The 13354-nt window shown below is 67.1% G+C and carries 6 protein-coding genes; 1 reads left to right on the forward strand and 5 read right to left on the reverse strand.

Annotated features, from left to right (window positions below; all coding sequences use genetic code 11):
• Positions 1–30 precede the first annotated feature (30 nt).
• The 3 genes from AASM09_RS12950 to AASM09_RS12960 form a co-directional block, all read right to left on the reverse strand.
• Complete coding sequence (locus AASM09_RS12950; protein ID WP_049430972.1) at positions 31–3720, reverse strand: hypothetical protein; 3690 nt, start codon at positions 3718–3720, stop codon at positions 31–33.
• The gene (locus tag AASM09_RS12955; protein ID WP_343368468.1) at positions 3717–9800 is read right to left on the reverse strand and encodes a CshA/CshB family fibrillar adhesin-related protein; all 6084 of its coding nucleotides are present in this window, start codon (positions 9798–9800) and stop codon (positions 3717–3719) included. Before AASM09_RS12955 ends, AASM09_RS12950 begins: the two co-directional genes overlap by 4 nt.
• Before the next feature lie 461 nt (positions 9801–10261).
• The gene (locus AASM09_RS12960) at positions 10262–10828 is read right to left on the reverse strand and encodes a TetR/AcrR family transcriptional regulator (RefSeq protein ID WP_049430975.1); all 567 of its coding nucleotides are present in this window, start codon (positions 10826–10828) and stop codon (positions 10262–10264) included.
• A 170-nt stretch (positions 10829–10998) separates the two neighbouring features.
• Between AASM09_RS12960 and AASM09_RS12965 the strand changes: the two genes are divergently transcribed.
• Positions 10999–11829, forward strand: coding sequence for a universal stress protein (locus AASM09_RS12965; RefSeq protein WP_343368469.1), 831 nt, complete (start codon positions 10999–11001; stop codon positions 11827–11829).
• Here the strand turns inward: AASM09_RS12965 and AASM09_RS12970 are convergent.
• Positions 11777–12670, reverse strand: a complete 894-nt coding sequence (locus AASM09_RS12970; RefSeq protein WP_343368470.1) for an AraC family transcriptional regulator — start codon at positions 12668–12670, stop codon at positions 11777–11779. The two genes, AASM09_RS12965 and AASM09_RS12970, sit on opposite strands and share 53 nt — an antisense overlap.
• Before the next feature lie 117 nt (positions 12671–12787).
• Positions 12788–13252: a GNAT family N-acetyltransferase gene (locus tag AASM09_RS12975; RefSeq protein WP_049430982.1), complete on the reverse strand. Its 465-nt coding sequence runs from the start codon at positions 13250–13252 to the stop codon at positions 12788–12790.
• Positions 13253–13354: the final 102 nt, after the last annotated feature.

Here is a 13354-nt window from a genome sequence, read left to right on the forward strand (position 1 = left end):
TACAGCCGGGCCCATGCCCGGCTGCGCTCCTCAATAGCGCCCCACCAGGTTCAGGTACCACCCGCGATGGGTGTAATCGAACCTGGTCAGGTCATCGCTGAAGTCGGTGAAGTTGTAGCCCACACCCACGCGGAAGTTGCGGCCGATATCGCGATCGACACCGGCCAGCCAACCCTGCCTGCTGCCGCCGTCGCGGACATCCAGCAGCCGATACTCCAGCAGGCCGTGCCACTGGTAGTACAGGTCATAGCGCAGCTGTCCCGCAGCGAAGTTGGTGGCCGAGTCGAACCAGGGGCCGCTGCCGCGTCCATAACGCACCTCGCCTTCGCGCCGCGCCGCCTTGGCCGCCACCTCCCAGCGCTGGTCGATGCGGTACACGCCTTCCAGCGACAGGATCTGCGTGCGCTGATCGTAGTCCACGCCGTTCACCTGGCCCATCGTCGACAGGTCGTACAGGTAACTGTAGCGACCGAACAACGCCCAGCGGTCGTTGTCCCACGGCCGGTAGGCGAAGCCCAGGTTGCCTTCGATGAAGCGCGCACCCGCCACCGGATTGATCGCATCGTCGGTGTCGGCATAGTTGAAGCGCGCCGCGATGCGCCAGCTGTCGCTGAGGCGGTGGCTGAGGCGATTGGTGCTGACCCACTGCGTGCGCCGCTCGGCACCGGTATCGCGCCGCCATTCCAGCTTGCTCTGCCACTCGGTACCGGGCGCGGTGCGGCCGCCGGACAGGCTGACCGCCTTGCGATCCACCTGGCCACTGCTGGCGTCCAGCTTGCCGTTGCTCAGGGTGAAGCCCGCGTTCCAGCCCACCGCCGGATAGAAGTCCATGCCGAAGGTGTGCGCCAGGCCGGACTCCTGCCCGGATTTCAGGAACTGGCTTTCGTTGAACACGTTGACCTGGTCAGACAGGCGCCAGCGCTGGCCCAGAGTCCATCCATCCTGTGCGTTCGGGCTGAACAACGGGTCGTACTCGCTGCGGTCGGTGGACTGGGTGAATGCACCGTAGAAGCTGTGCTGCGGGGTCAGCCGGTACTCGGCGTTGACCTGCGCGGCGGTGCCACGGTCGCCGTCCGAGACTTCCGCACCAATGGTGGACAGGTTGGCGAAGGTCCAGGTGCCACCGGCCACCACCGCGTCGTTGTCGGCGTAGCGGCCATGGTCGTCGTCGACGGTCAGCTGGCCGCCGCCGTAGACATCCAGCGACGTACCGATGCGGTGCGTGTAGCGCGCCGCAGCCAGCACGCCAGCCACATTGCCGCCAAGGCTGCGGTCCTCCTGCACACGGCGCAGTTCGGCCGACAGTCGGTCGTTTTCGCCGATCCGCCATTCGGCGGTGGCCTGCGCCTGGATCAACGACGCATTGCCACGGCGGGCCTCGCTGTAGCGCGCATACAGGCTGAAGTCGTCGGTCACGTAGCCCAGCAGCTCGGCGCCCTGCTCGCGCACGCGCTGGCCGGTGTCGAAGCGGCCCACCGAATAGCCGCCGTCCACCTGGCGCCACCAGGCGCCGGCGCTCCAGTCGCGCTGGGTCCAGCCCAGTTCGCGCAGATTGACGCGTGCTTCAACGGCGGTCGCTTCACCTTCGCGCAGCCCCTCCGGGTTGAGGCGGCTGAAGCTCAGACCGCCGTTGTCCGAGAAGAACACCGGCGCACTGGTCGCCTCGCTGCGGCTGTGCTCGACCTTCAGGTAGGTGCCACGGCCGGCCTGCAGGGTCAGGTCCGCACCCTTCATCGAATAGTCCTGGCCGGAGCGCTGCTCGTCCACGTAGGTGGCGCCCACGGCAACGTGATCACCAAACCAGTGCTTGCCGCGCACGCCAGCGGTGATGTCATCGCTGTCGAATCCGGTCGGCACCCATTCGTAGTCCACGATCAGGCGCTGCTCATAGCCGTCCAGCGGCACGTAGCGGCTGATCCGGCGCAGGTTCTCACGGCTGACCTGGGCCAGCGGCCGGGTCAGCAGGATGCGGCCCTGCAGGGCGTCGATCTCGTAGTCGGCACCGCGCACCATCGGCACGCGCTGCTCGACGCGGCCGGTGGTGCGGTCACGGATTTCCAGCACCACCTGGTCCGAACCACTGAGGATGCTTGCATGCCGCAGGTAGTACAGACTGCCACCGGTGCCGATGAACTCGCTGTGGCCCGGCGCCGTTTCGGCCTGTGAACCGAATACGCGCAGCTCGCTGCGTGCATCCCCCCAGGCATTTGCTCCGCGCGAGCGCCACGACAGTGCCGCACCGTACAGCGAACGCACGTACTGCGCGTACTCGGTGCCGGTCAGGCCGGTGTTGTAGTTGCCCCACAACGCCTGGTTCTTGTCCCAGTCCATGCGCAGGTAGAAGCGGCCCATGCTGTCAACATCGCGCTGGGTCAGCGAGTCGTCGCCATAGGTCGGGTAGTACAGGTCCGGGTCCAGGCTGCGGAACAGGTCGCGCGGATCGGCCGTGGTGAAGCCGGTGAACAGCTCGTCCAGCGGACGGTTCTGGGTATCGGCCTGTGCGGTCAGCAGGTAGCGGCCACGGGTCTTGGCCTTCAGGTAGAAGGCCAGGCGGCCATCGCTGAGCACGTCATCATTGCGCTCGCCCCGGGCGAAGTCCTGCCCTGCCCCACTGGCCTTGTTCTGGTACACGGTGATGTCGGCCAGGCCGACGCCAAACAGATACTGGCCGCTGACATCGACTTCCAGCGTGCGCGCGATGGCCGGCGCATCCGGTCGCTCCACGCGCACGTCGAAGGCATGATGGCCAATCGGCATCAGGTACTCGGCGGCGAACTTGCGATCCTGGTCCAGCGGATAACTGTCGCCATTGATCTTCAGCGACGCGCCCAGTGGCAGGTCGCGGCCACGCAGGCGCACCCGCGATCCATACACCGGGATGTTCTGCTGGCGCAGGCCATTGCCATCGAACACCTGCTGCAGCAGTGACAACGACGCGGCCTGGTTGGCGTCCACCGAGGTACCGCGGCGGTCTTCCAGCGCGTCACGCAACTGCTGGTTGCCGCGCTCGAATTCCGCCGGCGTCACCAGCTGCATCGACTGCGCGGTGGTTTCATCGACATTGCCCTCGGCATCAAAGGCGCGCAGCACGTAGACCAGCCGGTCGCCGCGACGCAGCGGCGTCGAGGCCGGCAACGCGCCATCCCACACGCCCTGGGCAACGGCGGCCACCGGCAGTTCGAACGTCGCCAGTGCTGCCACACGATCCGTGTCGCTGCCGCGGTAAACGCTGACTTCCAGGCGCTGGATGAAGGCGGTGTAGTTGCCACGCACGTAGAACTCGACCGGCCGCACGATGCGGCCTTCGTCGAAGGCGACCATGCCCGGTGCAGAGACCGACAGTTCCGGCTGGCCCATCGCCGGGTCTTCGGTGGCCCAGATCGCGCCGCCTTCCGGCAGGCGGATCATGAACTCGCCACGCACGGTGGCCTTGCCCGGCTCATCGATCGCCACACTGACCCGGCGGTCCGGTTGCAGGGCCTGCGAGCTGGAACGCGTGGACGTTCCCTCGGTCACCGGTTCGTCATAGCTGCGCGAGCGCAGGCTGAACAACAGTTCGCCCTCGGCATTGCACTGGGTGCCGTCACAACGGATCGGCGCCGGCTCGGCGGCGGGCGGCTCGGCATGGGCGGCACCGGCCAGGCCAAGCAGCAGGGCCTGATACAGCGCAGCGCGCGGCAGGCGGGCCGCACGGCGGGCGGCAGAGTGATGCGCGCTCATGGGCGTGCCTCCTGTTGGCGGGCAGCCGCACGGGTGGCGGCGCTCCCCTCGTTGCGAACGCGCAGGCGCTGCTGCACGGCGGGGCTGAGCTGGCTGCGCAGCGCCTCGAACACGGCGTTGGCACGGCGCAGGCCCAGTGCCTGGTTGTAGGCATGGCTGCCGCGCACATCGGTGTGGCCGACCAGGCTGACCTGGCCACCGCCCAGCTTTTCCAGACGCGCGGCGATGGCGGCCAGCAGCGGCTTGAACTCGTCGCGTACGGTGGCCTTGTCGGTGTCGAACAGCACGTTGCCCAGCAGCGCGCCACCGGCATCCACACCGGCCAGCAGCGAGTGGGGATCGCGCACATCGGTGCGCAGCTGCACGGCCAGGCCGGCGCGTGCGCTTTCCGCAACCTCGGCCTGCAGTGCATCGCGTACCGCTGCGGCGCGGGCAAAGGCCAGTGCCTGGCTCTCGCCATTGGCAGCGATCACCACGTCGCCGCCCTGGTAGCGGTCGACCACCTCGGCCATCTTCTTCAGCACCGGGCGATAGTTGGCCTGCAGCTCGCTGCTGTCCGGTGCGAACAGCACCTCGCCCAACGCAATCTCCATGCGCTCGGCGGCGGCCTGCGGCGATGGCGGCAAGCGCACGCCGAAGCTGAAGCGGGTCGGCACGCCCTGCGTCACCCGCCGCAGCAGCGGATTCTCGGTGGTCAGTTCAGCCCCGGCCGGCAGCGTGGCCGGGTCCAGCTTGATGATGAAGTTGCGGCCCAGGCGCGCGTCACCTCCGTGCACGTCAGCCAGGTGGTAGCGCCCGAACGGATCGGTCTCCACCAGCAGGCCTTCCACCGTGGCCAGACGCACACCGGGGATGCCCTGCTCCTGGATGCCTTCGTTGCCGATCACATAAGCCACTTCGTAACCCTCGGCGACACGGGCGATCTCGCGGCGCACGCTCGGCTCGGCTGCGGTGAGGCCTTTGCCGGCCTCACCGCTGCGTTCCACGCGCGTGGCGCCCTGCGCGTCCATCCGCAGGCGGTGGCCCTGCGCGCTTTCCAGCACGAAGTCATCGCTGAAGGACAGTTCGCGCAGGCGCTGGCGCAGCACCACCTGATGCGCCTCGGCGGTGTCGGACGTGGACGCGCGGCCATGCACCACGCCAATCTGCACTCCGTGCAGCAACGGTGCACTGGCATCGGCCAGCGGTTGCGGGCCATCGCCGCGATCCAGCGTGGTCGAGCCCGGCACGTAGGCCGCAGCAGCGAAGCCGCCCTGCACGCGAACGCCGCTCAGCTCGGCACTGTCCTGCCAGCCATCGCCGTCACGATCATCAAACACAGTGCCGAATACCAGGCTGTCTTCCAGCAGCGGATCGGCATCCATGGCCACCTCGGCGGTGGCGATGTTCGACAGCGGCGTGCCATCGTCGGCGGTGGCAACGGCCTGGTTCACGTGGTTGCCCGCGCGCACGCCGGCGCCCACACGCAACAGGTAGGTGATGGTCGCACTGCGACCCACGGCAATGTCCACCGCACCGATGCGCAGCGGAACCTGGCTGCTGGCCAGCGAGAACGCGCCGTCATCGTCGGCCACGCGCATCGAGCCGTCGACGTAGCTGAAGCCCGGCGGCGGCGTATCGACCACCACGCCGTTGCGCCAATGGCTGCCGCCCACGTTCTCGACCACCAGCTGGTAGCGCACCAGGTCGCCCACCTTCACCCGGCGCGGGCTGGCGGTCTTGGTGATGCGCAGGGCGAAGTCGGACACCACCTTGTGGCGCGTCTCGCAGGTCGTGCAGTCCGGCGGCGGCGAGCCATCCGGATACTGTCCGCGCAAGCGGTTCAGCACCTCGGTGCGGGCCTCCTGGTTGACCACGGCCTGGTAGGCGAATTCGTGGCGACCGATAGCAGTACCCGTCGGCACCGTGCAGACGATGTCGGGCCCCTGCTGGACGCATCCGGACGGCAGGCTTTCGATGCTCAAGCCGGCGTCCGGCGTATCCACCAGCTGCAGCGGCTGGCGCAGCGCCGCCCGCTCGACCGTGGCCACCAGCGTGTAGCGCAGGCGGTCGCCCGGTCGCACTTCGGTGCCACTGGCAGGTCCGGAATGCTTCTCCAGCACCACGCGCGGTTCGGCCAGCGCGTGCTCGGTGCTGCAGTCACCGCTGCAGGTGGGCGTGTCACCGCCGGTGCCGAGTACGGCGTTGCGCACGCTGCCGCTGGCCTGGGCGTTGACTAGCGCGCGGTAGCCCAGCGCATAAGTCCCGGGCGCGGTACCGGCCGGCAGCGTACAGACCAGCGGATTGCTGGCGTTGCAGGTGAACGGTCCCGGTTGGGTGACCGACTGCAGGTCCAGGCCCGTGCCCAGGGTATCGGTCAGGGTCAGCGTATCGAGGGTCTGCGAGTTGGCGACCGTCACTTCCACGCTGTAGTCCACCGCATCGCCCACGCCCACCGGAGTGACGGTGGTCGACTGCTTGCGGTAGGTCACCACCGCCGACAGCACCGGCGTGGTGGTTCCGCAGTTGCTGGTGCAGGTGGTGACGCCGGTGCCACTACCGAGCACGGCATTGCTGACGCTGCCCTTGGCCCGGGCATTCACCCGAGCGGTGTAGTCCACCGTGTAGGTGCCCGGCACAGTACCGGCCGGCAGCGTGCACACCAACGGATTGGCGGCATTGCAGCTGAAGCCCTGGCTGGCAGTCACCGCACCGAAGTCCAGGCCGGGGCCCATCGTGTCGGTCAGGGTGAACACCGCCGTGGTGCGCGAGTTGCTGACCACTGCAGTCAATGTGTAGGCGATGCTGTCGCCCACCTTCACCGAACCTGCGGCGGCCGAGGTCTTGCGATAGTCGATCGCGCTGCCGGTCACCGGCGTGCTGGTGCCGCAGTTGGCGGTACACGACGGATTGTCGCCACCACCGCCGAGCACGGCGTTGGTGACCTGCCCGGTGGCCTGCGCATTCACCACGGCGGTGTAGGTCAGGCTGTAGCTGCCCGGAACGGTGCCAGCCGGCAGCGTGCACACCAGTGGATTGGCGGCATTGCAGGTGTAGCCCCCCGCAGTGGTCACCGCGCCGAAGTCCAGGCCGGTACCCAGCGTATCGGTCAGGGTCACCACATCGGTGGTGCGCGAGTTGGTCACCACCGTAGTCAGGGTGTAGGTCAGGCGATCGCCCATCGAAACCGGACCGGTGCTGTTCACCGACTTGGCATAGCTCACCCCCGGTGTCGCCACCGGGGTGGTGGTATCGCAGTTCACGCTGCACGACGGATTGTCGGTGCCGCTACCAAGCACGGCATTGCGCACACTGCCGCTCGCCTGCGCATTGACGGTGGCGCCATAGGTAACACTGTAGGTACCCGGCACGGTGCCGGCCGGCAGCGTGCACACCAGCGGATTGGCGGCGTTGCAGGTAAAGATGCCTGCGCTGCTCACGCCAGCGAAATCGAGGCCATTGCCCAGCGTATCGGTCAGGGTGACCACGGCACTGGTGCGCGCGCGCGTCACGGTTGCAGTCAGGGTGTAGTCGATGCGGTCACCCACCCGTACCGGCCCACCTGTGGAGGCCTGCTTGGCATAGACCACCTGCGCTGCGGCCATCGGCGTGGTGGTATCGCACGCACCCACGCAGGACGGGTTGTCGGTGCCGCTGGGCACCACCGCGTTGCGCACCTGGCCACTGGCCTGCGCGTTGACCACGCCGGTGTACGAGAATGCATAGCTGCCCGGCACGGTCCCGGCCGGCAGCGTGCAGACCAGCGGGTTGCCTGGCGTGCAACTGAAGCTACCCGCGCTGGTGACGCTGCCAAAGTCCAGGCCGGTGCCCAGCGTATCGGTCAGCGTGGTCACCGCCGTGGTGCGCGCGTCGGCCACCAGCACCGTCACGGTATAGGCAACACTGTCGCCGATGGCAACCGGACCGGCGGTGCCGCTGGCCTTGGACACCGAGATGCGCGGCGCCGCCACTGGCGTGGTGGTGGTGCAGTTGCTGCTGCAGGTGGGCGTATCGGTACCGGTGCCGGCCACGGTGTTGACCACCTGGCCACTGGCCTGCGCATTGACCGTGGCCGTGTAGCTCAGGCTGTAGGTGCCCGGCACCGTGCCTGCCGGCAGCGTGCACACCAGCGGGTTGGCCGCATTGCAGGTGAATGCACCGGGGCTGCTGACGCTGGCGAAATCCAGGCCGGTGCCCAGGGTGTCGGTGAAGGTCAGCACATCGCGGGTGTTGCCGTCGGCCACGGTGACATCCACCGTATAGTTCACGGTCGCACCCACCGCGACCGGGCCGGCGGTGTTCGAACGCTTGGCGTAGCCCACCCGTGTCACCGGCACGGTCACATCGCTGCGCGTGCAGTGGTCAACGTCGGTGCAGCTGCTGCCGGGTGCCGGCGGATTGCCGTTGTTGAAGGGATCGTAGCCGCCGCCCACGCTGGCATGGTTGGTCAGCACACCGGTAGCAGCCGCAGTGACCGTCACCGGCAACGTGAACGCCGAGCTGGAGCCGGCGCTGCCGGCTGCAGCCAGCACCTGGCTGCTGGTGCAGGTGACGTCCTGGCCACTGGCCGTACAGCTCCAGCTGCCGCTCACATGGGCACCCGTCCAGTTCGGCACGATCCCGGCCGGCAGCTGGTCGCGCACGATGATCGCACCCACCGGCACATTCGGTGGATTACCGGTGGGCACATCACTGGTATTGCTCACCGTCAGCGTGTACTGGGTGCCGGCCTGCCCGTAGTTCCAGATGCCACCGGTGGCGTTGTTGCCCTTGACCACCTTCAGCGAGGGAGCGGTGATGGTGATGCGGTGGTCTTCCACCTCGCCGTCATCGGCCACGCCGGTCGGGTTCTGGATCTGCGCGGCGATGGTGGAGTAGCGCAGCCGCACGTAGCTCGTGCCGGCGCTGACCGCGCTGGGTACCGTCCAGCTCAGGTTCGCCTGGCCTCCGCTGCAGGCGGCGGTCGTGCTGCGTTCGTTGAGATCGAAGGTGCCATTACGGTTGAAGTCGATCCAGCCGGCAACGCTGCCATTGCCCGCGCAGGCTACTGACTGGGTGATCAGCGTACCGGCCTGCATCACCGTCAACCGGTAGCTGGTTGGCCAGGCATCTTCTTCACGGCTCCCCACCTGCGGGAAGTTGTCATCGCCCAGTGCGTCCGCGCTGTAGCTGCTCTTCTGTTCGGTATCCGGGCCCAGGCTGCCGAGGAAATCAGTCAACGGTGGTGCCAGGCCACCCGGCGTATAACCGGCGGTATTGATGTTGAAGTTGCTGGCGCCCTGCGGAATGCCATCGGAACGGAACTGCAGATCGTCCACCACGTGCATGGCATCGCCGTAGCTCTGCGGTGCGTCACCGAAGTCGGCATACGGCACCAGCAGGCCGATGGCGATGGCGGTGGTGCCGCCGCCGCGCATCGAGAAGCCCATGTTCACCACCAGGTTGCCCGGCGCGTGTGCGGCATTGTCGAAACTGAGGAAGGTAACGGCCGCCGTGTTGTCGTCGTTGCCGGGACCGAAGCGGATCACCTGGTTGGCGCCGCTGGTCGACTTGTTCACCAGATAGGGCGTGGCATTGGCCAGGTTCTTGCGAACCTCCACCACGTTCCAGGTGCCCTGCGCGCTGGCTTCGACGAACTCGCCGCTGTTGTTGATCGATTCGGCATCGGCCATCACCACGCCGCGCAGGCGGTAGGGCGCGCCCCCCAGGGTCGACGTGCAGGTGATGCTGAAACTGGAGGTGCCGCCCGCACGTGCGATGCCGGCAATCAGCTGGTTGCTGGTGCCAGTGCCGCCGATGTTGTACAGATCGTCAAGACTGTCACCGCCGAAGTTGCCAGGCCGATAGCTGCGCAGCACACCGGTCTCGGCGGTGTTCAGGCGGCAGTCCACGCGCAGGTTCACTCCCGCCGCCACAGGCATATCGATGGACGACGTCGCGCCGTCGTTGAGCGCGACGTTGTTCACGCCATTGGCACCGCCGCCCCAGGTCAACCACAGCACGGTGTTGCGATACGGGCTGCTACCGCCGGTGGCATAGGCCGCAGCCCAGGCCAGCGAGGGTGCCAGCATTGCCAGCAACAGCAACAGGCCGGCTGCCATCCAGCGGCCGGGGTGCAGGTACTGCAGGTTTTTTCCGGGATGAACGCATCCACCGCCCGCGCGAATGCGCGACGTCGTCGACTGCCACATGTTGATTTCCCCGCTCAGCCCTCAGACGGGCCGAAGTTCAATGGGTGACCTGGGACGAAATCCCGGCACCGGCGACGCACGCAACTACGTGTTCTGCCGACTCCGTGGCACCTGCCTTCGTCCCTGCACCCGGATGGTTGGGCACACATATCTGTGACCAAGTTAACACATTTCGCACAAATGTGTGACCTTCATCACATTAATATTTGCCAACTCTGGCGCCAATCGCCTGGCCACAGTTGTAGCAACACGGCCCCGGCGGCCCGTGCACGATTCCGGCAGCTGCAGCGCCCTTTCCGGCAAGTTGCCATGCGAATTCGGCGCACAGTGGGGCCAGCGACAAGGTGGCGCGCGCTGCGCGCCATCGGGAATCAGCCCTTCATCGCCCCATGCCGGAACGAGGCCAACAGCGTGGATGCGGCCATTGCCGGGGCCAGACGGCCGCGCGCAAGCGACCAGGTGATGCCGTAGAAGCAGGTCCAGTAGAAGTCGGCCAACCACACCGCGGTGAACTCGACATTGAACTCACCCGCTCGCTGGCCGCGCAGGAAAAACGCCTCGAAACGTTCACCGATCGGGGCCCAGCGCTCCGGCAGCAGATGCAGGTCACCCTGGCGCTGCTGCTCTTCCATCATCCGCGCGAACACCAGCGTCACCAGCTCCCAGTCGGCCAGCAGTGCCGCCGTGACCTGCTCCAGCACCTGCTGCGCATCCACGTTGCCATCGAACGAGCTTGCCGCTGCTTCCAGGCGTTCGAATCCCGCCGCGAACAAGGCCTCGTCAATCGCCTCCCGCGTTGGCGCGAACCGGTACAGGGTCGCGCGACTGATGCCTGCCCCGCGCGCCAGTTCGCTGAGCGTGCAACGAGGATGGCTGACCAGGGTGGCAGCAAGGGCGTGGTGCAGGTCGCGGCGTGTGCGGGCAGCGGCAGGTCGCATGGAGGGGCCTGGATGCGGGGTCCGGTCACGCTAGCATGAATCATCAATTAATAAACTGAATCATATTTGATTCACTCGAATCACGGATGCGCTACAACAGACCTGCGTCCGGTGCACCCGGGTCGGCGCACGGCAGGGAACGCGTCACAGGCATCGAAGGAGACAACGCCATGCTGCATCCGCTACGCGACATCGCCGTTCTGTTCGACGCCAGCGATACCGGGGACCGCGTACTGAACATTGCCGCGCACCTGGCGCAGGCGCAGCAGGCGCATCTGGTCGCGGTATCAACCGCCCAGCATCCCACCGACATCGCCAACGGTTTCGCGCGTGGCGCGGGCATCGCCGCCGCACTCGACCATGAAGCCCGCGCTGACGCCGCCTGCACCGCGCAGTTGATGCAGAACCTGCGCGACGCCGCCGAACCGCTGCAGATCAGCACCGAACTGCGCATCGTCTCGGACTATCTGGGCGGCGCCGATCTGGCCCTGCAGTCGCTGTACTGCGACCTGATCGTCGCCGGCTATCCGCATACGCCCGGCGCTCCTTCCGGCTGGCATCCGCTGGGCACACTCCGCCAGACCGGGGTGCCGATGCTGCTGGTGCCGCCGCACTGGAAGGGCGAGCAGGTCGGCCGGCGTATCGTGGTGGCCTGGAATGCCAGCAAACAGGCCCGTCGTGCCGTGGCAGATGCCCTGCCTCTGCTGGCCCGGGCGCAGGCCGTGCACCTGCTGATGGTCGACACGCCCAAGGCTGAAGCCGCACCCGGCGCCGAAATGGCCCAGCATCTGGCGCGGCACGGTGTCGAGGTCGAAATCCAGGCGATCAGCTCCAGCCAGGGCGGCGTTGCCGCCACCATCCGCCAGCATGTGCTCGATGCCGGAGCCGATCTACTGGTGTTGGGGCCGTACAGCCGCAGCCGCGTGGTCGAACGCGTGCTCGGCGGCGTCACCGAGGATCTGCTGGCCAAAGTTCCGGCGCCGCTGTTCGTATCGCACTAGCGCCACCCTGGCCGGCGCGGCGGTAGCCGGTCAGCGACTGGCCGGTATGCCGCCGGAAGTAGCGGCACAGGTAGGACGCATCCTCGAAGCACAGGCGTTCGGCGATGCGTCCGATCGACAGTTCGCTGTAGCTCAGCAGTGCCTTGATCTCCAGCACCACCTGGCGGTCGATCAACGCCTTCGGCGTTTCATCGAAGCATTCCCGGGTCAACTGCGAGAGATAGAACGGGGTAATGCACAGCGCCTCGGCGTAGGACTGCACGTCACGCTGGCGCATGCTGCGCCGGCCGACCAGCTCCCAGAAGTTCCAGGCCAGGCGCTCGCGCCGGCCAACCTGCGGCGCGGCCTCGTAGCGTGCCGGGAGCAGCGTGGCGAACTTCAGGAAAAAGGTCTGCAGCAGATTGCGCAGCATCACGTGCCGATGGCGGCCACCGTTGTGCTGGGCATCCATCAACTGCTGAAGCCAACCCTGCAGCAGCGGCACCTCCAGCGGTGACGGTACGCAATGGGGATGCTCGTGCAGGAACTTGAACAATGCATTGGGCAGCACATAGGCGACCTCCGAGGCCAACGCCTTCGGCATCAGGCAGACCACCGCCAGGAAACCGCGCGAACGCTGCCGCAGCAGCGCCAGCGTATCCTCGGCCAGCACCAGCACGTCGTGCCGCTGCACCGCCACCTCGCGGAAGTTCAGTGCGAAACGCGCACGCCCGGACACGCACACCAGCACCGCCAGATACGTATGCCCGAACGACAGTGGAACACCCAAGCCTTCAGCCAACGTGCTGACCTCCAGGCGCATGGATTCGTCCTGTTCCAGAAGCTGGGGGATTCGATCCATGGGCCGATCCGGCTGGATTCCGGGGCCCAGCATATCGGGCCCGATGCCAGACTTGTGAAAAGTACCGAAATGATCAAGATGCCGCCCCCACCCGCAGTAGCCGACGCTGGGGGTGGATCAGCCCCCGCTGCGCTGCATGAACAGCAGCTCCGGCGTTGAAGCGTCTTCCACCGGCTGGAAGCCGAGATCACGGTAGAGGGCCACCGCCGCGACGTTGTCACGATAGACACGCAGGGTCAGGCGCTGCACCCCCGGCGACCGGAGGGCCTCGGCACCCAACAACTGCATCAGCACCCGCCCCAGGCCGCGCCCACGCGCCTGCGGCGAGACAATGATGCGGCCCAGGTGGGCAGTGCCGGGCGCGGTCCACCAGTACTGGCCGAACCCCATGCACGCACCCTCCCCGTCCAACAGCACCCAACCCGGGCGCTCGGCCAGTTCAAGAGCCTGTGCGAATGCCTCAGGCAGCAGAGGAAACGCAACGCCCGGGCCAGCCCAGCGTTGCGTCGCTGCAACCGAATCGAGCCAGCCAGCGATACGCGGGTAATGCCGAGGTTGAACCGGTTGCAACTGTGCGGGCATATGGAAGCCTGTGTGGTCTGGTCCACTGATTGTGAGCGGCCCGCCCGGCGCCGTCACGCTGCGCGGCAGCCATTGAATGTTGTCCTGCGACAATGCCCTTGC

Origin of the sequence: Stenotrophomonas maltophilia (assembly GCF_039555535.1) — a bacterium.
Classification (GTDB): domain Bacteria; phylum Pseudomonadota; class Gammaproteobacteria; order Xanthomonadales; family Xanthomonadaceae; genus Stenotrophomonas; species Stenotrophomonas maltophilia_Q.

Bases quoted from the DNA above. Each gene is read 5' to 3' on its own strand.
- AASM09_RS12975 (WP_049430982.1), bottom strand. From the start codon at position 13,252: ATGCCCGCACAGTTGCAACCGGTTCAACCTCGGCATTACCCGCGTATC.
- AASM09_RS12950 (WP_049430972.1), bottom strand. From the start codon at position 3,720: ATGAGCGCGCATCACTCTGCCGCCCGCCGTGCGGCCCGCCTGCCGCGC.
- AASM09_RS12960 (WP_049430975.1), bottom strand. From the start codon at position 10,828: ATGCGACCTGCCGCTGCCCGCACACGCCGCGACCTGCACCACGCCCTT.
- AASM09_RS12965 (WP_343368469.1), top strand. From the start codon at position 10,999: ATGCTGCATCCGCTACGCGACATCGCCGTTCTGTTCGACGCCAGCGAT.
- AASM09_RS12970 (WP_343368470.1), bottom strand. From the start codon at position 12,670: ATGGATCGAATCCCCCAGCTTCTGGAACAGGACGAATCCATGCGCCTG.
- AASM09_RS12955 (WP_343368468.1), bottom strand. From the start codon at position 9,800: ATGGCAGCCGGCCTGTTGCTGTTGCTGGCAATGCTGGCACCCTCGCTG.